This window comes from Paracidovorax wautersii (genome assembly GCF_031453675.1).
In the GTDB taxonomy this organism is placed as follows: Bacteria; Pseudomonadota; Gammaproteobacteria; order Burkholderiales; family Burkholderiaceae_C; genus Paracidovorax.
Genome location: NZ_JAVIZX010000001.1, coordinates 128,566 through 147,735, shown reverse-complemented (window position 1 = coordinate 147,735; position 19,170 = coordinate 128,566). Strand labels below are relative to the sequence as shown.

18 protein-coding genes are annotated in these 19,170 nt (G+C 69.2%); 4 read left to right on the top strand and 14 right to left on the bottom strand.

Annotation, left to right across the window (positions count from 1 at the left end):
• Positions 1-14: 14 nt before the first annotated feature.
• From QE399_RS00670 to QE399_RS00615, 12 genes are all read right to left on the bottom strand, one after another.
• Complete coding sequence (locus QE399_RS00670) at positions 15-449, bottom strand: c-type cytochrome (protein ID WP_309825385.1); 435 nt, start codon at positions 447-449, stop codon at positions 15-17.
• Positions 450-572: 123 nt separating this feature from the next.
• Positions 573-896, bottom strand: a complete 324-nt coding sequence (locus QE399_RS00665) for a cytochrome C oxidase subunit IV family protein (RefSeq protein ID WP_309825384.1) — start codon at positions 894-896, stop codon at positions 573-575.
• A 113-nt stretch (positions 897-1,009) separates the two neighbouring features.
• Entirely contained in the window at positions 1,010-1,612 is a 603-nt protein-coding gene (locus QE399_RS00660) for a cytochrome c oxidase subunit 3 family protein (RefSeq protein WP_309825383.1), read from the bottom strand.
• Positions 1,609-3,249 (bottom strand): cytochrome D1 domain-containing protein, encoded by a 1,641-nt coding sequence (locus QE399_RS00655; RefSeq protein WP_309825382.1) that lies wholly within the window; start codon positions 3,247-3,249, stop codon positions 1,609-1,611. Before QE399_RS00655 ends, QE399_RS00660 begins: the two co-directional genes overlap by 4 nt.
• A 25-nt stretch (positions 3,250-3,274) precedes the next feature.
• Positions 3,275-4,483 (bottom strand): heme d1 biosynthesis radical SAM protein NirJ, encoded by a 1,209-nt coding sequence (gene nirJ, locus QE399_RS00650; RefSeq protein ID WP_309825380.1) that lies wholly within the window; start codon positions 4,481-4,483, stop codon positions 3,275-3,277.
• Positions 4,484-4,485: 2 nt separating this feature from the next.
• The gene (gene ahbB / locus QE399_RS00645; protein ID WP_309825379.1) at positions 4,486-4,968 is read right to left on the bottom strand and encodes a siroheme decarboxylase subunit beta; all 483 of its coding nucleotides are present in this window, start codon (positions 4,966-4,968) and stop codon (positions 4,486-4,488) included.
• A complete protein-coding gene (locus tag QE399_RS00640; RefSeq protein WP_309825378.1) occupies positions 4,949-5,437 on the bottom strand; it encodes an Lrp/AsnC family transcriptional regulator in 489 nt (162 codons plus the stop codon). Before QE399_RS00640 ends, ahbB (QE399_RS00645) begins: the two co-directional genes overlap by 20 nt.
• Positions 5,424-6,440, bottom strand: a complete 1,017-nt coding sequence (ahbB, locus tag QE399_RS00635) for a siroheme decarboxylase subunit beta (protein WP_309825377.1) — start codon at positions 6,438-6,440, stop codon at positions 5,424-5,426. Before ahbB (QE399_RS00635) ends, QE399_RS00640 begins: the two co-directional genes overlap by 14 nt.
• Before the next feature lie 2 nt (positions 6,441-6,442).
• Positions 6,443-7,663: a cytochrome D1 domain-containing protein gene (locus tag QE399_RS00630; RefSeq protein WP_309825374.1), complete on the bottom strand. Its 1,221-nt coding sequence runs from the start codon at positions 7,661-7,663 to the stop codon at positions 6,443-6,445.
• Positions 7,660-8,034: a c-type cytochrome gene (locus QE399_RS00625; RefSeq protein WP_309825373.1), complete on the bottom strand. Its 375-nt coding sequence runs from the start codon at positions 8,032-8,034 to the stop codon at positions 7,660-7,662. The genes QE399_RS00630 and QE399_RS00625 overlap by 4 nt, the downstream gene beginning before the upstream one ends.
• Positions 8,035-8,056: 22 nt before the next feature.
• Positions 8,057-8,371 (bottom strand): c-type cytochrome, encoded by a 315-nt coding sequence (locus QE399_RS00620; RefSeq protein WP_309825371.1) that lies wholly within the window; start codon positions 8,369-8,371, stop codon positions 8,057-8,059.
• A 74-nt stretch (positions 8,372-8,445) separates the two neighbouring features.
• Complete coding sequence (locus QE399_RS00615) at positions 8,446-10,167, bottom strand: cytochrome D1 domain-containing protein (RefSeq protein WP_309831872.1); 1,722 nt, start codon at positions 10,165-10,167, stop codon at positions 8,446-8,448.
• Between the two features lie 213 nt (positions 10,168-10,380).
• Between QE399_RS00615 and cobA the strand changes: the two genes are divergently transcribed.
• Positions 10,381-11,247 (top strand): uroporphyrinogen-III C-methyltransferase, encoded by an 867-nt coding sequence (gene cobA / locus QE399_RS00610; protein WP_309825369.1) that lies wholly within the window; start codon positions 10,381-10,383, stop codon positions 11,245-11,247.
• A gap of 122 nt (positions 11,248-11,369) precedes the next feature.
• Here cobA and QE399_RS00605 read toward each other — a convergent pair whose 3' ends face one another.
• Both QE399_RS00605 and QE399_RS00600 read right to left on the bottom strand, forming a co-directional pair.
• Positions 11,370-12,473, bottom strand: coding sequence for an FAD:protein FMN transferase (locus tag QE399_RS00605; RefSeq protein ID WP_309825368.1), 1,104 nt, complete (start codon positions 12,471-12,473; stop codon positions 11,370-11,372).
• Positions 12,474-12,482: 9 nt separating this feature from the next.
• Entirely contained in the window at positions 12,483-12,878 is a 396-nt protein-coding gene (locus tag QE399_RS00600; RefSeq protein ID WP_309825366.1) for a c-type cytochrome, read from the bottom strand.
• Positions 12,879-13,103: 225 nt separating this feature from the next.
• On the opposite strand from QE399_RS00600, the gene nosZ reads away from it, so the two are divergent.
• From nosZ to QE399_RS00585, 3 genes are all read left to right on the top strand, one after another.
• Positions 13,104-15,020: a TAT-dependent nitrous-oxide reductase gene (gene nosZ / locus QE399_RS00595; RefSeq protein WP_309825364.1), complete on the top strand. Its 1,917-nt coding sequence runs from the start codon at positions 13,104-13,106 to the stop codon at positions 15,018-15,020.
• 234 nt (positions 15,021-15,254) lie between these two features.
• Positions 15,255-17,861, top strand: a complete 2,607-nt coding sequence (locus QE399_RS00590) for a 4Fe-4S binding protein (RefSeq protein ID WP_309825362.1) — start codon at positions 15,255-15,257, stop codon at positions 17,859-17,861.
• Positions 17,858-19,153, top strand: coding sequence for a nitrous oxide reductase family maturation protein NosD (locus tag QE399_RS00585; protein WP_309825360.1), 1,296 nt, complete (start codon positions 17,858-17,860; stop codon positions 19,151-19,153). The genes QE399_RS00590 and QE399_RS00585 overlap by 4 nt, the downstream gene beginning before the upstream one ends.
• The last annotated feature ends 17 nt before the right edge of the window (positions 19,154-19,170 follow it).

Here is a 19,170-nt window from a genome sequence, read left to right as displayed (position 1 = left end):
ATGGGTACTCCTGATCAGCCTTCGATGTTGGGCGGCCAGTTTTCGGTGTTGATCTCGCCCGTCCACTTGAGGAACTCGGTCAGGTCATGGACCTGCTCTTGCGTCAGGTTGAACTGCGGCATCTGGCGCCGGCCGGGCGCATGCGTGGGCATGGCGGCCATCCAGGCCTTGATGAAATCGGGGCCGCGGCGCTTGTAGACGTTGCCCAGCTCGGGCGCGAAGTACGCGCCCTCGCCCAGCAGCGTGTGGCAACCGATGCAGTTGCGCGTCTCCCAGATCTTCTTGCCCGCGATGACGGACGGGGTGATGGCGCTCGCGTTGGAGCGCTCGGGAATGCGGCGTTCGCTGTCGAAGACGATGGCCGCGAACAGCAGGGCGAAGAACACCGTGCCGCCGTAGAACATGTTGCGGGCCATCTGTTTGGTAAACCCGCTGTGTGCCTGGCTCATTGATAAGCCCTCCTGAATCGTGAGGGCCTTATCCTCCTAAAACGCTCGGGTTCTTTCCTTGAACCGGTTCAAGGAAATCGCAGGTCGGCCCGTCACGGTGCGCGCGCTCCCGCCCGGGGCCCGTCAAAGGGCTCCCAGGCTGCGCAGATGCCAGGCCGTCGCCGCCCACACCAGCAGCACCACCGCCCAGAGCCAGCCCAGCAGCAGCCGACGCCACAGCGCGGGGGCATGCCGCAGCTCCATGTAGTCCTGGATGATGAGCACGCCCTTGAGCGTGGCCAGCGCCAGCACGCCCGTGGCCGACGCCAGGCTGGCGCGCTGGGCCGTGCCGCTTTCGCCCACCCACCAGGTCAGCGCCGTGGCCAGCAGCAGCGCCAGCCAGATCGCGTTGGTGCGGGATATCCGGTGGCGTGCGTTGCGGACAGCCGGTGGCGATGCGTCATTCATGGTGTTTTCGGCCTCTGGCGCTGATGGATAAAGCGCAAGCAGCTATTGAATTGATAGTAATGGCGGTCTGCATGCCTACCGGCCTTCGCGCGGTGGCCGTCGGGACGTCTCCATCACCGCACCACATAGACCAGCGGAAACAGCACCATCCACAGCAGGTCCACCATGTGCCAGAAGACGGCGGCCGTCTCCAGCGCGTGGCAGTCGTGCGGGCCATAGGCGCCGCGCCGGGTCTTGGGCCACAGCAGGGCGAAGAAGATGCAGCCCGCCACCACGTGCAGAAAATGAAAGCCGGTCAGCATCACGTACAGCAGGTAGAACGTGTTCTCGGCCACGTCGATGCCCTCCTGCCACTTGTGCACGTACTCCACGCTCTTGAGCACGAGGAAGCCCAGGCCGCAGGCCAGCGCCGCCAGCAGCCAGCGGGCGCCGGGGCTGGAGCGGCCGGCGCGCACGCCGTGCAGCGCATGCACCACGCAGGCGCTGGCGCTGACCAGCAGCACCGTGTTGATGGCGCCGGAGCCCAGGTCCAGCGTGGCCTGGCCGGCGGCGAACAGCGCCGGCTCGCGCAGGCGGGCGACGGCGAACGACACGAACAGGATCGCGAAGGTCAGCAGCTCGGCCAGCACCAGCAGCCACACCACCAGGTCGCCGGGCAGGCGCGGCGCATCGGCGGCCGCCCCGCCGGAGAGGAGCTCAGGGTCTGCGGCCTTCAATGCGATGTGCCCTCGCTGCGGGTGATCTTGTTCCACACGTTGTACTTGCCCACGGGCTTGCGCATGGGCAGACGCTTCACCTCGCGGAAGGTGGCGGCGTCGTACACCACCACCGCGCCGTCCATCTCCCACACGCTGGCGAGCGCATAGCGGCCGTCGCGCGTGAATTCGATGTGCGCCAGCGTCTTGCCGGGCTCGCGCACGGTGGCCACGGGCTGCAGCGTGCGCTTGTCGATGATGGTGAGCGTGTCCTTGCCCGTGGGGCTCATCATCGAGTCGGTCCAGGCGTAGGGCGTGGCCTCGTGGCTGCGCATGAAGAAGCCCGCCCCCGGCGTGCCGATGGTGCGCACCGGCTGCCAGGTCTGCATGTCGATCACGTCGATGGCGCCGTCCTTCAGGTTCGGGCTGGCCAGCACCGTGGTGCCGTTCCAGGCGAAGGTGATGCCCGAGCCCAGGTGCGGCATGCCGGCCATCGGCAGGTCGGCGACCTTGCGGCGGATGTCCAGGTTCACCACCTGCGCGGTGGCCTGGCCGTCGCCGCCCGGGCGCGGCCGGGTGGCGCCCAGCGCATGGCGATAGGACTGGTCGAAGAAGAAGTCGTCCAGGGGCTCGTCCAGCAGGGTGCGGCGCACGCCCTGGTAGCCGGGGCTGGCGAGGGCCTCGCCCATCTTGTAGTCGTGCACCAGCCCGTCGTAGATCGGCTCGGCCGCCGGGTCGTACGAGATCTCCCACAGCTCCGCGATGTCCTTGAGCGCCACGACGAAGCTCTTGCGCGGCGCCGCGTCGTACACGGCAGACACGCGCGAGGTGGCCTTGCCGTCCCGCGTGGCAGCGGCATAGGTCTTGACCAGGTTCAGGTCGGCGTCGAACAGCGCCAGCGTGTGGGGAAAGTAGTTGGCCGCCATCACCCAGCGCCCGTCGCCGCTCACAGCCACATTGCGCATGTTCAGGCCCGCCCGCACCTCGGCCACCACGCGCAGCCGCCACAGGTCGTACTTGGTGATCCAGCCGTCGCGCGAGCCGAAGAACACATAGCGGCCGTCCGGCGTGAACTTGGGGCCGCCATGCAGCGCATAGCGGCTGGCAAAGCGGGTGATGACCTCGAAGCGGTCGCCATCGAGCAGCGAGACATGGTGGTCGCCGCCCTCGACGACGACGAACAGGTTCATGGGGTCGGCGTTCCAGACGGGGCGCTGGGGTTCGTCCGCGGGGACGGGCGAAGCGATGCGGGACGCGCGGATGTCGTCGTCGCCCCAGCGCGGCGCGGGCTGCACGGGCGTGCGCACCCACTGCGCCAGCGCCGCGATCTCCGACGCGGAGAGCGTGCCTTCGAACGCCGGCATCTGCGTGGCGGGCCGGCCTTGGGCGATCACGCGCAAGGCCTCTGGCGGGCGCAGGCGCTCCAGGCTCTCCGGCAGCAGCGCGGGGCCCATGGCACCGGTGCGCTGGTCGGCATGGCAGACGGCGCAGTGCTGCCGGTACAGCGCCGCCGCCTCGATGGACTGCGGGGCGGGTGCGCCGGCGGGTGTCGGCTGCGCGCGCGCCAGATCGTGGCCCATCCATACCAGGCCGCCGGCCAGGGCGATGCGCCAGAGCGCGCTGAAGGTGCGCCGGCCCAGCGTGCGGGCGGCTTGCATACGGTGTGAGGAGAGGGCGGGGCGCTCAGGCATGGGCCACCTCGGCGGCGTGGCGGGTGGATGCTGCAGCGGCAGGATCGCTCAGGTACACCTCGTCGTCGCGCAAATAGCAGCCGGGGTCTTCCGCCCAGGCATTGCCGGTGAGCTGCTGGGCGCGCACGCGCGTGTTGCCGCCGCACAGCGCGAAGTGGCGGCACTGGGCACACCGGCCCTGCACCGGCCGCGGGTGGGCCTTGAGCCCGGCCATGAGCGGGTCGGACGTGTCCTGCCAGATGGCGGAGAAGGGCCGCTCCCGCACGCTGCCCAGGTCGTGGTGCCACCACATGGTGTCGGGGTGCACATGGCCCAGGTTGTCGATGTTGGCCACGTTCACCCCGCTGGCGTTGCCGCCCCAGGCCTGCAGCCGCGCCTGCAGGGCATCGGCCCATTGCGGCATGCGTGCCTGCACCCACTGCAGCAGATAGGCGCCGTCGGCATCGTTGTTGCCGGTGACGTAGTCTTCCTCCCGCCCTTCCTGCGCGGCCTGCCAGGCGCGGTCGAACAGCAGATCGAGCGCCTGGCGCGTGGCGCCGAACTGCGCATCCTTGTCGCGGTGGATGTTGCCGCGGCCGGCGTAGTTCAGGTGCGAGAAGTAGAACTTGTGCGCGCCCTCCTGGCGCATCAGTTCCAGCAGCGCCGGCAGGTCGTGCGCGTTCAGCGAGGTCATCGTGAAGCGCAGCCCCACCTTCACGCCGCGGTCGGCCAGCAGGCGGATGGCGGCCAGGCTGAGGTCGAACGCGCCATTGAGCCGGCGGAAGCGGTCGTGCGTGGCCTTGAGCCCGTCCAGGCTGATGCCCACGTAGTCGAAGCCGGCCGCCGCGATGCGGTCGGCCATGGGCGCGTCGATCAGCGTGCCGTTGGTGGACAGGCCCACGTAGAAGCCCTGTGCCTGCGCCCGCGCGGCGATGTCGAACAGGTCGGGACGCATGAGCGGCTCGCCGCCCGAGAGGATGAGCACCGGAACGCCGAACGCGCGCAGGTCGTCCATGGTGGTGAACACCTCCTGCGTGCTGAGTTCGCCGGCGTAGTCGTGGTCGGCCGAGAGCGCGTAGCAGTGCTTGCAGGTGAGGTTGCACCGTCGGATCAGGTTCCAGATGACGACGGGGCCCCGCGCGCGGCGCTCGCGCACGGCCGGGTAGGTTCCTGTGGCTTGGGCCTGCGCCACTTCGCGCAGGTACTGGCTGATGCGGAACATGGTCAATCTCCCCGGAGCCGCAGCCCGGTCTTTTTCAGGATGGCGGTGGAATAGAGAATGTCGCGCTGCCGGCAGTGGGTGCCCAGCAGCGCGGCGATCTCGTCGGCCTGCGCCTGCACGCTGTCGCGCGTGGGCCCATGCAGCATGGCGAACAGGTTGTAGGGCCACCGGGGCAGGCGCCGCGGGCGGCGGTAGCAATGGCTCACGCCGGGCAGGGCGGCGATGCGCTGCGCGGCGTCGTCGATGTGCTCGTCCGGCACATCCCAGACGCTCATGCCGTTGGCCGTGTAGCCCAGGCGGTAGTGGTTGGGCACGGCGCCGATGCGGCGCACCAGGCCGTCCTGCAGCATCTGCCCCAGCCGTTCCTGCACCTGCGCGCCACCCACACCCAGCATGGCGCCAATGGCCTCGTACGGGCGGGAGACCAGCGGCAGCCCGCTCTGGGTGGCGGCGATCAGGGCGCGGTCAAAGGGGCTGAGCGGCATGGAGGGCCTCCTGCTGATGAGGGAGCGGTGGCAGGCGCAGTTCGACGAAGTACTCCTGCTCCTTGGGAAAGGCCAGCACCGGCAGGCCCGTGGCCGCCTCGATGCGGTCCAGCGCCTGCTGCGCGAGCGCGGGTGATTCGGCGGCGACGACGAACCACATGTTCAGCGCATGCTCGCGCCGGTAGTTGTGCGCCACCTCGGCAAAGGCGTTGACCTGGGCCGCGACGGCGTCGAAGCGGTCCTCCGGCGCGGCGAGGGCGGCCAGCACGAACTGTCCGCCCGCGCGCTCGATCTGGAACAGCGGACCGAAGCGCGTCAGCACGCCCTGCGACAGCAGTGCCTGCAGCCGCGTGATGACGCGCGCCTCGCTCCACCCCAGCGCCTTGGCCACCGCGGCGAAGGGCTGCTCCACCAGCGGAAAGCCGGCGTGCAGGTGATCCACCAGCAGGGCATCGTCAGGCGGCAGCATGGGCTTCCTCGTAGCTGTCGGCCGTGAGGCCCAGACTGAAGCGCTGGGCGCCCGTCTGCTTGAAACGGCGCAGCGAGAACAGCACCTCGTGCGGGCGGCGCATCAGGCCCGAGCCGTCGATGGCGTCCGCCAGCACCTGCCGCACGGCCGTGTGGTCCTTGCCATGCACCATGCAGTAGAGGTTGTAGGGCCAGCCCGGTGCGCGGGCCCGGCGGTAGGCGAGGGTGATGCCCGGCTCGCGGGCGAGCGCGTGGCCGCAGGCGTCCACGCGGTCCTCCGGCACGTCGAAGACCGTCATCGCGTTGGCGGTGTAGCCCAGCTCATGGTGACGCACCACCACGCCGAACCGGCGCAGGGTGCCGGCCTCCAGCCAGCGCAGCACCGTGTCGATCACGTCGTCCGCGTGGCGCGAGAGCGCGCGGGCCCACAGGTCGAAGGGCCGGCGCACCAGCGGCACGCCTTGCTCCAGCAGGGCCGCCAGCGGCACGTCGCCCGCATCCACGGGTGCGACGGCGGTGGCCCAGGGCCGGCTGCCGTGCACGGCGCCGTGGCCGCGCAGGTCGAAGGCCAGGTCCACGCCATAGGGCCGCTCCATGGGCAGGCGCAGGACCGGCAAGCCTGTGGCTTCTTCCAGGTCGCACAGGCCGTGCTCGACCTCGTGGCCGCTGCGCCCGGTCATCACGAACCACAGGTTGAGCCGGTTCTCGCGTTCGTAGTTGTGGTTGACACCGGGGTGGGACGACACCTGGGCCGCGACCTCGCCCAGCCGCCCGGCGGGCACGGCCATGGCGGCCAGCAGGGAGGCACCCCCGGCGCCGGCGCCGAAGACACCGCCGATGCGGCTGAGTGCGCCGCCATCGCGCAGTCGGGTGTAGGCGCCGATGACTTCGGAAGTGCCGACCCGCAGCGAGCGCGCCAGCATGTCGAAGGGCTCACGGCAGATCGGAAAGCCGCGCTGCCACTGGTTGAGCAGGGTGAATTGCAGGGGATCGTTGAGGTTCATGGTCACAGTCCCATCCGGTGTGCGCGGGCGGTGAAGAAGATGCCGCTGGGGGCGTCGAGGGCGAGGGTGGCCTGCTGCTGCAGGCTTTGCGTGTCGAACACGCAGACGCGGTGGTCGTCCCGGCAGCTGAGCCAGAGCGACTCACCGCGCGGGGTGAATTCCATGTGCATCACGGCCTTGCCGGGCCGCAGCGTGGCGACGACGGACTGGCTGGGCGTGTCGATGACCTGCACGCGGTCGTAGTCGGGTACGGCGAAGTTCACCCAGACCTGGCGGCCGTCGGGCCGGGCCATGACGAACACCGGCTGCCCTGCCACGGGGATGCGGCCGACCTCCTGCCAGGTGGCGGTGTCCACCACCAGCACCTCGTGCCGGCCGATGGCGGGCAGGTAGGCATGGCGGCCGGCGACGGCCCAGCCGCGCAGGTGTGGCATCTTGTAGACGGGCAGCGGCTGCTCGCCACGCCCGTAGCCGGCCAGGATGCGCCGCGCCGTGGGCTGCGGCGCCCACAGGTCGACCAGGGCCAGGCCGTCCTCGCCGAACAGGCCGGCGATGTAGTGGCGGCCATCGGGTGTGACCAGCGCGTCGTACGGGCTGCGGCCGATGTGCTCCAGGCGCGTGACGCGCGGGCAGGTGGGCTCGCTGCAGTCGGCCAGCCAGATGGCGTTGCCGTCGAACAGGCTGTAGGCGAAGCGGCGGCCCGGCAGATCGACCAGGCCCACCACGCGTGAGCGCTGGCCCGGGGCGTGTTCCGCCGGCAGATCGGCCAGCAATTGCAGCGTTCGGGCGTCGAACACCTTCACGCCGCCGGGCGCATAGTTCTGCACGGCCACCAGCGTGCCGTCGGCACTGATGGCGCCGCCGATGGAGTTGCCGGCCTGCACGGTGCGCTGGGTGATGCACTGGCGCAGCAGGTCGACCTGGGTGAGGCCGCCGTCGCGGCCGAAGACGTAGGCATACCGTGCGTCGCGCGAGAACACGGCGCTGGCGTGCGACAGGTCGCCCAGGCCCGCCACCTCGGCCAGGACCTCGCGCCGGCTGGTATCGACGATGGCCACCGTGCCGCGGGCGCGTTCGATGACGAGGCCCAGGTCGCCCGTGCCCCGGATGGCGGGCGCATCGCCTGCCGCTGCGGAACCTGGTGCGGCAGCGCAGCCGCTGGCCAGCGCGGGGGCCGCGGCCGCCAGGGCCAGCCAGGCACGCCGGGGGAGGGTCGGGTTCATGGGTTGGGTCTCCGGAGGATTTCTTCGGGAAAGCCGGACAGCAGCTGCGCGGCGATCCAGTCGGCTTCGGCTTCATCCAGCAGCAGGGCGCGCCAGCCCGGCATGGCCGTGCCGGGCCGGCCGTGGATGATGGTGGCCGCCAGCGATGCCTGCGGCTTGTCTGCGAGGGCGTCGCCTGTCAGGGCCGGGCCCAGGCCGCCGGTGAGCCGCATGCCGTGGCAGGAGCCGCAGTCCTGGCGCACCATGCGCACCAGTTCCGCCTGGCGCGCCGGGCTGGGCACCGGACCGGTGGCCGGCCCCGCCAGCGCAGCGCAAGCCGACCAGGCCAGGACGGTCCCCAGGCAGATCGGTAGCGGCAGGCGGCGCAGCATGGGGCAGGGCTCCGGTCCGCGCTCAGGACTTGAGGATGGATTCGACCGCGGCCTTCAAGTCGGCGTCGCTGATCTTGTCGGGGCCGTTCGGGGCCATGGGGATGGGGCCGAAGCTGCCGGAGCCGCCCTTGCGGACCTTCTCCATGAGCTTGGCGGTCACGTCCTGGCCCTTGTACTTGGCGGCGATGTCCTTGAACGACGGGCCGACGAGTTTCTTGTCCTTGGAATGGCAGGCCATGCAGCCGGCCTTGTTCATGGCGTCTTCGGGGCCGGCGGCGAGCGCCGGTGCGCTGGCCACGGCCAGGGCCGCGGCGAGCATGAGGGTCTTGCAGATCATGGAGCTTCTCCTGTGGGGATGGATCGATTCCGGGCAGCAGACCCCTGGGGCGCCCGCTGCCCGGCCCGGCCGCGTCAATAGACGTCGTGCTGGGTGTTGTGCACGTTGAAGTGCCCGGTGGGCGTGATCAGGCGCGGGTCCTTGATCACGGTCTTGAGCTTGAGCGTCTTGTCGTCCACGACGACGATGGCGCTTTGCTTGTCCTTGGCGGACCAGACGGAGAACCACACCTCGTCGCCGTTCTTGTTGAACTCCGGCTGCACCACGCGCTTGGCGCCGTCGTCCGTCAGGCCCGCCCATTCGGCGATCGGCAGCACGGTGTAGCCCTTGTCGAGGTTCTTGATGTCGTACACCGCGATCGACTGGGACAGCTTGGCTTCCGGGTTCAGCGGGGTGTCCGAATACAGGTGGTTCGACTTGGGATGGCTCTTGATGAAGAGCGCGCCGCCGCCCTGGCCCTTGAGCTTGGCCACTTCCTTGAAAGCGTACTGCTTGTGCTTGACGGGGTCGGTGCCGATGAGCGAGATGGTGTCGTCGCCCAGGTGGCCCGTGGCCCACACCGGCCCGTACTGCGGATGCACGAAATTGGCGCCGCGGCCGGGATGGGGGATCTTGCCCACGTCCACGATGGCGGCCAGCTTGCCGTCCTTGGCGTCGATCGCTGCCACCTTGTTGCTGTTGTTGGCCGCGATCATGAAGTAGCGCTTGGAAGCGTCCCAGCCGCCGTCATGCAGGAAGCGGGCCGAGCCGATCTCGGTGGTCTTGAGCGCATCGAGGTTGGAGTAGTCCACCATCAGCGTCTTGCCGGTCTCCTTCACGTTGACCAGGAACTCGGGCTTGAAGTGCGAAGCCACGATGGCGGCGACGCGGGGCTCGGGGTGGTATTCCTGGGTGTCCACCGTCATGCCGCGCGTGCCGACGACCTTCAGCGGCTCCAGCGTGTCGCCGTCCATGATCACGAACTGGGGCGGCCAGTAGCTGCCGGCGATGGCGTACTTGTCTTCGTAGCCCTTGAACTTGGAAGAGTCCACCGAACGGGCCTCCAGGCCCACGCGCACCTCGGCGACGTTGTCGGGCTTTTCCATCCACAGGTCGATCAGGTTGATCTTGGCGTCGCGCCCGATCACGAACAGGTAGCGCCCCGAGGCCGACAGGCGCGAGATGTGCACCGCGTAGCCGGTCTTGACGATGTTGATGATCTGCTTGGTGTCGCCGTCGATCAGCGCCACCTCGCCGGTATCGCGCAAGGTGGTGGAGAAGATGTTGGCGATGTTGTAGTTGTTGAGCTTCTTCTTGGGGCGGTCCTTGGAGGGGATGACGACCTTCCAGGTGCTCTTCATCTGCGCCATGCCGTACTCGGGCGGCTGGGGCGGGTCCTGCTGGATGTAGCGGGCCATCAGGTCCACTTCCTTCTCGTTCATCTCCCCGGAGGTGAGCCAGTTGGGCATGCCTGCGGGCGAGCCGTAGCCGATGAAGACCTTCAGGTAGTCCGTGCCCTTGGGCAGCGTGACGTCGGGCGTGAGCGGCTTGCCGGTGGCGCCCTTGCGCAGCACCCCGTGGCATCCGGCGCAGCGCTCGAAGTAGATCTTGCGGCCGATGTCGAACTCGGCCTGCGTCATGGCCGGCGCCTTCGGATTCGTGCTCTGGTACATCGGCTCCGAGGCCAGGGGAGAGCCCGCGGCCTGGTAGTTGATTTCCGGCTGCGTGACGTCCTTCTTGTCCTGTGCCATCGCGCTGGCGGCCACCAGCGTGGCGGCTGCCAGTGCAACCAGCCGGGCCATCTTGTGTGATTTCATCATCGGGTCCTCTGCGTCATGGATCAGCGCATGGGTGAGCCTGTGCACGAAGAGATACCCAGGCGGCTCGGCGGCTGCTGTCCATCGCCATTGCACGAGCGGATGCATCGTCCCGCGCGGCGCCGCGGCTGTCCTTGAACTGGTTCAAGGACGGTGGGCCGCCGGCGTTTGAACATAGGCACCATCCCCACACAGCCAGCAAGAGGAGTCGGTATGAGCTTCATGGAAGACGCGCGGTGGTTCCACGGACCGGGCGGCCCCTCGGGCGCGCCGCGCAAGCCGGGCCGCGTCACCCTCGTGGGGGCCGGCCCGGGCGATCCGGAGCTGCTCACGCTCAAGGCCGCCAAGGCGCTGCGTTTCGCGCGCCTGGTGCTGTACGACCACCTGGTCAGTCCGGATGTGCTGCGCCACGTGGCCGAGGACGCCGACCTGGTCTACGTGGGCAAACAGTCCGCGCGCCACACGCTGTCGCAGGAGGCCATCATCGACCTGATGCTGCGCCTGGCCCGCAACGGCCGCAGCCTGGTGCGCCTGAAGGGCGGTGACGGCTACATCTTCGGCCGTGGCGGCGAGGAGGCCCAGGCGCTTGCGGCGTCGGGCATCGACTTCGAGGTGATCCCGGGCATCACCGCGGCGCAGGGGGCGGCCGCCAGCGCGGGCATTCCGCTCACGCACCGTGACCACGCGGCCACGCTCGTCTTTGCCACGGGCCATCTGCGCGACGGCCAGGAGGCGGGCCTGGACTGGGAGCTGCTGGCCCGGCCGCGCCAGACGGTGGTGATCTACATGGGCGTGGCCGCGCTGGCGCAGATCTGCGAGCAACTGGTGGCACACGGCCTGCCGGCCAGCACGCCCGCGGCGATCGTGGAGCGCGCCACGCTGCCCACGCAGCGCTGCATCGTCGGCACGCTGCAATCGCTGCCGCAGTGCGCGCGCGACCAGGGCGTGCAGACGCCGGCGCTCATCGTGGTGGGCGAGGTGGTGTCGCTGCATGCCCAGCTGCAGCCTGCCGCACCGGTGCTGGCGCCGTTGATGGGCATGCCCTGGCCACTGCATCCCGACCGCCAGCCCCGGCATTGAGCGAAGCGGTGGGGGCGCGGTCTGCACAGCGGCCCGAGCCTGCAGCGGGGAGGCACTCCGGAAAAGGGGGGGGGAGGGCCGGCGCTGCCGCCGCAAGCGGTGCGCCTGATGGCGCGTTCCGATCAAGCAGCCCGCAGCCTGCCGTCCTGCAGCGTGAAGTGCGCGCCGTGCCCGCGCACGTCCTGCAGTCCGGGTGTGGACCAGAGCCCGCCCGCACCGACCATGAGCGCCTGGATGCCGGGGCGCTGCGCCAGCATCGCCTGTGCATCGGCCGCGCCCTTGACCATGGCCGCAGCGCCCAGGCCGTTGACTTCGCCGACCCCCGCGGCCACCAGGGCCACGCCGTGCAGGCCGGTGGTGGGATAGCCCGTGTGCGGGTCCAGGATGTGGTGCAGGCGCCGGCCTTCGTACCAGAAGTACCGCTCGTAATCGCCCGAGGAGGCGACCACGCCGCCCTGCGCCAGGGAGACCGTGCCGAGCAGCCGCTCGGGCTGCAAGGGGTCACGCAGGCCGATGCGCCAGGGCCGCCCTTGCGACAAGCCGACCACCAGCACGTCGCCGCCGCCGTTGACCAGCGCGTGCTGGACGCCGTGGCGGCGCAGCGTCTCCAGTCCCGCGGCGAGGATGGGCAGTTTGGCCACGCCTCCCAGGTCGATCGCCATGCCGGGCTCCGGCAGAAAGGCGGTGCCGGCCTGCGCATCGAGCTGCAGCGCCCCGGCACGCACTCGGGCCCGCTGGGCGCGGACCACGGCGGGGCGGGGCGGGCGCTGCGCCGTGCCGTCGAAATGCCAGGCGCTGAGTGCGCCGACGGTGATGTCGAAGGCCCCGTCGGTGAAGACGGCCAGCGCCTGCGCGGTACGCAGCACGTCCATGAGCGCAGGCGGCACAGGCACCGCGCGGCGACCGGCCAGGGCATTGATGCGGGAGACGGCGCTGGCCGGGTCGTAGCGGCTCATCAGCGCAGCCTGTCCGCGCATGGTGGCCTGCGCTGCGTCGATGGCCTGCTGTGCGTGCAGCGTGCTCAGTCCGTTGGAAGGCTCGACCACGATGTCCACGCGGGTGCCCATCAGCGCCAGGCTGTTGCGCACCAGGGCAGGGCTGGCCTGCGCGCCCCTGCCGTGCGCCGCAACGGCCAGCAGCGGGGCGGCCATCAGAACGCGCCGGCGCGTGACGCCCGCGACGGGGCGGCGCGCGGGCAGGGGCGGGTGGCTGTGCAAGGGCGCCATCGTCCAGCGTCAGACCGACTGGTCTGCCATGAAGTCCACGGCCGCCTTGACCTCGTCGTCGCTCAGCGAGGTGCCGCCGCCACGGGCCGGCATCATGCCCTTGGCGCCGGTGAAGCCTTCGAGTGCGTGCTTGTACAGCGTCTCCTTGCCCTGGGCGACGCGTGGGCCCCAGTCGGCCTTGTCACCCGGCTTCGGAGCGCCCGCCACGCCGGCGGCGTGGCACATCGCGCAGGTCTTGCCGTAGATGGACTTGCCCAGGGTGTTCTCCGGGGCTGCGGGCGCTGCCGGGGCCGCGGCGACGGGCGTGGCCGCGGGGGCGGGGGCGGACGGGGCGTCGTTCTTGCCGCAGGCGGCGAGCAGGACGGTGGTGCACAGGGCCACGGACAGGGCGGTTTTCATCATCATGGGGCGTCTTTCCTTGCGCTGCGACGGGCCGCCAGCGGGCTGCGGCGGCTGCGGGGAAACCGTGCAGCTTCGGAGCGAAGTGTGTGCCGCTTTGTTAAATAGACATTTGATATGAATCAATGTGGCCGCGGGCCTGCGCGGTGAACATTCGGTCACCGTCTGGGCTGCAGTTCCACGCGGTGCGCCGGTCCATCAGGCCGCCAACCTCACTACGCAACAAAGCATATGAAACAAGCAAGCAACACCGAACCGACCGCCGGTCTGGGCCGTCGATCGTTCATCAACACCGCCGCCCTGGCGGGGATCGCGGGCGTGATGGGATGCACCGAAAAGCCCGGCGCGGCGCCCGCCGCCGCACCGGCGCCTGCGGCCAGCGGTGCGCATGCGGGTGACAGCGTGCACCCCAAGCCGGGTGAGCTGGACACGTACTACGGCTTCTGGAGCGGCGGCCACACCGGCGATCTGCGCGTGCTGGGTCTGCCTTCCGGCCGCGAGCTGCTGCGCATTCCGTGTTTCGTGCCGGATGCGCTGGTGGGCTGGGGCATCACCAACGAGTCCAAGAAGATCATGGGCACGCAGCCCAACGGCCAGCTGCGCTATACGGTGGCGGACACGCACCACACCCATGCCTCGTACAAGGACGGCAACTACGACGGCCGCTACATCTGGATCAACGACAAGATCAATTCGCGCATCGCCCGCATCCGCCTGGACTACTTCATCTGCGACAAGATCACCGAGCTGCCCAACGTGCAGGGCTTCCACGGCATCTTCCCGGACAAGCGCGACCCGGTCGACCCGGCCATCAACTACACCACGCGCGTGTTCTGCGGCGCCGAGTTCCATATTCCGCTGCCCAATGACGGCAAGGACATCGACAAGCCCGAGGCCTACCGCAGCATGTTCACCTGCGTGGACGCCGAGAGCATGGAAGTGCGCTGGCAGGTGCTGATCGACGGCAACTGCGACCTGACGGCCACCTCGTACGACGGCAAGCTGGCGGCCACCAACCAGTACAACACCGAAGGCGGCGTGACGTACGAGGACATGATGTCCGCCGAGCGCGACGCCTGCCTGTTCTTCAACGTGGCGCGCATCGAAGAGGCCGTGAAGGCCGGCAAGTTCAAGACCTACGGCAGCTCCAAGGTGCCGGTGGTGGACGGCACGCGAGATGCCAACAAGGACCCCAAGACCGCGCTGACCGCCTATGTGAGCGTGCCCAAGAACCCGCACGGCGTGAACGCCAGCCCCGACCAGAAGTACTTCATCTGCGCGGGCAAGCTCTCGCCCACCTGCACGGTGATCGAACTGGCCAAGGTGCTCGACTGGTTCGACGGCAAGCAGGAGAAGCTCGACGACGCCATCGTGGCCGAGGTGGAAGTGGGCCTGGGCCCGCTGCACACCGCCTTCGACGGCCGCGGCAACGCCTACACCACGCTGTTCCTCGACAGCCAGGTGGTCAAGTGGAACGTGGACGCGGCCATCAAGTTCCACGCCGGCGACAAGAGCGCCAAGTACGTGGTGGACCGCATCGACGTGCAGTACCAGCCAGGCCACGTCAACGCGTCGCACTCCGAGACCATCGCCGCGGATGGCAAGTACCTGTCGGTGGGCTGCAAGTTCTCCAAGGACCGCTACCTGCCGGTGGGCCCGCTGCACGCCGAGAACGAACAGCTGATCGACATCTCGGGCGAGAAGATGGCGCTGCTGTCCGAGCACCCCGCGCGCGGCGAGCCGCACGACTTCATCATCATGAAGCGCGACATGCTGCGGCCCAAGCAGGTGTATGCGCTGGACGACTTCCCCAACGCGGTCAAGGACCCGAAGGAAAGCGGCGTCACGCGCAACGGCAAGAAGGTTACGGTGAAGATCACCTCGCAGGCGCCGGCCTTCAGCCTGCGCGACTTCCGCGTGAAGAAGGGCGACGAGGTCACCATCATCCTGACCAACCTCGACAAGATCGAAGACCTGACGCACGGCTTCGCCATCCCGAAGCACAACGTCAACTTCATCGTGAACCCGCTGGAGACCGCCTCGGTGACCTTCATCGCCGACAAGCCCGGCGTGTACTGGTGCTACTGCACGCACTTCTGCCATGCACTGCACCTGGAAATGCGCTCCCGCATGATCGTCGAGGGGTGATCGAACGCCCCCGGGCGGCTGGCCCGCGTCCCTGCCCGCTTTCGCCGTGATGGCGCACAGCGGGCAGGGGGACGCAGAGCCCGCTGCTGGCGCGGCCTCGCCCGGCGGTCCCCGCGGGGCTGCCCCCCGGCGGGCCGCGCGACGGGTCGTGCTGCGGGGCTTTCCTGGATTTGAGTCAAAAATGCCGCTGGCGCTTGATGGATAAGCGCAAGCAGCTATCAAAAAAATAGCGTCATGATGTCCCACGGCCTGCGGCTTGCCGCCTTCCTCCTGGCCCTGCTGCTGTCGCCCCTGGCCCATGCAGGCGCCTACGAGGCCGCGCTGCCCGCCAACCTGGCGACGGCGCCCGACCTCTGCGCGCTCGTGCCCTGCGGCGACGCCTTCCCCGGTGCTGGCCATTTCTCCGAGCGCAAGGGCCAGCCGCCCTACGTGGAGGCCTACGACCGTGCCGGTCCCGAGGGCAAGCTGCTGGGCTACGTCATGCTGTCCACCGACATCACCGACACGCCCGCCTACTCGGGCAAGCCGGTCGTCACGTTGATCGGCATGGACGTGCGCGGCCGGTACGTGGGCATCAAGGTCATCAAGCATTCCGAGCCCATCCTGCTGCTGGGCATTCCCGAATCCGCGCTGCTGAACTTCAACGCGCAGTACATCGGCAAGTCGGTGGCGGACAAGATCGAGGTCGGACAGTCCCGGCCCGAGGAAGAAGTGCTGGGTGTGGATGCCATCTCGGGCGCCACGGTGACCGTCATTGCGCAGAACCAGGTCATCGGTACGTCGGCCACGGCGGTGGCCAAGCAGGTGGGCATTCTGGCGCCCACGGTGCGGGAACCTGCGCAGTACAAGCCGCTCGCGCAGCGCATGGGCTGGGACGCGCTCGTGCAGCAAGGCTATGTGCAGCGGCTGGCCGTGCGCACGGAACAGGTGGGCCTGGACAAGGCGGCCGAGCCGTTCATCGAGCTGTGGTTCGGCGACCTCAACCACCCCGACGTGGGCCGCAGCCTGCTGGGCGACAACGGCTGGGCCAATCTGCGGTCGCAGCTGAAGCCGCACGAGCATGCGATCTTCGTCATCCGCACCCGCGGGGCCGAGTCGTTCAAGGGCTCCGGCTTCGTGCGCGGCGGTCTGTACGACCGGGTGCAGGTGCGCCAGGGGGGCGACGCCTTCACCTTCCGCGATCTGGACTACCTCAACCTCTACGGCCTGGGCGCGGCGGGCGCGCCGGCGTTCAATGAGTCCGCCATCTTCGTGATCCGCTCGCAGGCCTTCTCGGCGGCCTACCCCTGGAAGCTCAGCTTTCTGGGCAACCGGGTGGACCGCGCCACCGGCACCCGCAGTTTCACCAGCTTCGACGCCGCCTATTGGCTGCCCGCCGCCGCGCTGGAGGGCGGGCGCCCCGTGGTGAAGGAGGCTGACGCGCCCTGGGTGCGCGTATGGAAGACGCGGGCGGTGGAGATCGCCCTGTTCGCCGCCTTGCTGGTGGCTGTCACAGTGGTCTATGCCCTGCGCGAACGGCTGACGCGCCGTGCCACGCACAAGAACAAGTGGCCGGTGAACGCCTTCAAGTACACCGCCTGGGCGCTGTCCATCGGCTTCGTCGGCTTCGGTGCCATGGCCCAGCCGTCGATCACGCAGGTGCTCACGTGGTTCCATGCCCTGCTGTTCCAGTGGACGTGGTCGCTGTTCCTGTCCGATCCGTTCATCTTCCTGTTCTGGATCTTCATCATCGTCACCGTGTTCCTGTTCGGCCGCGGGCTGTTCTGCGGCTGGATGTGCCCGTTCGGATCGCTGTCGGAGGCGCTGTACAAGGTGGCGCGCGCCGTGGGACTGAAGCGCTTCCAGACGCAGTTGCCCCAGCGCTGGCACGACCGCCTCAAATGGGTGAAGTACGCGGTGTTCTTCGTGCTGCTGGCGGTATCGATGTTCTCCATGGGCCTGGCCGAGAAGCTGGCCGAGGTGGAGCCGTTCAAGACCACCTTCCTCGTGGGCATCACGAACCGGGCCTGGCCCTACGGGCTCTTCGTGTGCGTGCTGCTGGGCCTGTCCATCTTCATCGAGCGGCCGTTCTGCAAGTACCTGTGCCCGCTGGGCGCCTCGCTCGCCATGCCCAGCACCTTCCGCTGGTCCGGCCTGCGCCGCAAGCAGGACTGCAACAGCTGCAAGGCGTGCGCCACCGGCTGCGGCGCCCAGGCCATCGACGCCGACGGGCGCATCGACCACCGCGAGTGCCTGCACTGCCTGGACTGCATGGTGCTCTACACCGATGTGAAGGGCTGCCCGCCGCTGGCCCGCGAACGCAAGCGCCGCGAGCGCGACGGGCTGGAGATCACGCCCATCGGCCGCAACGGCTATTTCATCCCCATCCACCCGGCAACCGTGGCCGACCAGATCGCCCCGAAGGCGGCGCAGGGGCCGGACCCGCGCATGCCCACGCCGCCGGTCGCGCCGGAGCACAAGGCGGGCGCCCGCGGGCTGCGCTGGCTGTGGCTGGAGGTGGTGGACCACCTGTGGCCCTGGAGCCGCGAGGGCTGGGCGTCGCAGCGCGCGCTGCAGGGGGCCGGCCTCTCCCTGGCGCTGGCCGTGAGCGCCGTGTGGGTGATGGCGGCGCTGGGGCACCTGTCCAGCGGGCTGCTCATCGGCTGGTGGTTCGGCTGGAGCGTGTACGAGGTGCTCATCCGCATGTCGGGCAAGCGCTACGTGAAAGACGGCCCGTGGTGGCGCGACCAGTACCGCGTTGCCGGATGGATGGACATGCTGAGCTATGTGGGCTTCAAGAACCTGCTCATCGGCGCCACGCTGTTCCTGTCGTTCAAGGCCCTGGGATGGCTGATCGCATGAGCCGTCCCCGAGCCTTGCCGCCAGTATTCCGGGCCTGCCTGGCGCTTGGTCTGGCTTGGCAGGTGGCTGCCGCGCACGCCGCCACCGTGCAGGTGGTGCCGGGGCAGGATCTGCAGGCCGCGGTGGATGCCGCTGCGGCGGGAGACGTTCTGGAAGTGCAGCGCGGCCACTACCGTGCCAACCTGCGCATCGACCGGCCGCTGACGCTGCGCGGCGTGGGCAGACCCACGCTGAGCGGGGGGCAGGCGGGCGACACCATTCGGGTGACCGCGCCCGATGTGGTGATCGAGGGGCTGATCGTGCGCGACTCGGGCACCAGCCTCAAGGACCAGAACGCGGGCATCTACATCCAGCCCGGTGCGCACCGCGCCATCGTGCGCCGCTGCGACCTCACCTACAACCTGTTCGGGCTGTGGATCGAGAAGTCCGACGACGTGCAGGTGCTGGACAACACCATCACCGGGCTGCGTGACGCCAACTCCTCGCAGCGCGGCAACGGCGTGCAGCTGTACAACACCCGCGGCGCGCGCATCGAGCGCAACCACATCAGCTTCGTGCGCGATGCGCTGTATGTGGACGTGTCGCACCATGCCGTCTTCCGCGGCAACCGGCTGCACCACAGCCGCTATGGCACGCACTACATGAACTCCTACTACAACCTGTGGGAGGACAACGACACGTACCTGAACCGCGGCGGCCTGGCATTGATGGAAGTGCGCGACCAGACGGTGCGCAACAACCGCGCCTGGGGCAATACCGACCACGGGATCATGCTGCGCACGCTGCAGGATTCGGTGGTCGAGGGCAACATCGTCGCGCGCAACGCGCGGGGGTTCTTCATCTACGACGTGGAATACGCCCAGCTGCGCGGCAACCTCATCACGGGCAATGCGATCGGGGTGCACCTCTCGGCCGGTTCCACGCGCAATGCCGTGGACGGCAACGACTTCATCGGCAACCGCGAGCAGGTGCGCTACGTCGGTGCGCGCGACGAGCGCTGGGGTGGCCCGCGGGGCAATTACTGGAGCAATTACCTGGGCTGGGACCGCGATGGCGACGGTTTCGGCGACGTGCCCTACGAGGCCAACGACATGGTGGACCGCCTCACTTGGCGGTATCCCGCCGTCAAGCTGCTGCTGGCCAGCCCCGCCGTCCAGGCGCTGCGGCTGGTGGGCCAGCAATTTCCCATCCTGCGCGTGCCGACCGTGGTCGATCCCCGTCCCGGCATGCAACCCCTTACCCCCTTGTGGAAGGCCTGGCGTGAACGACAGCCGAAACCCCTGCAACCCTGATGCCGCCCCGCCGGGCG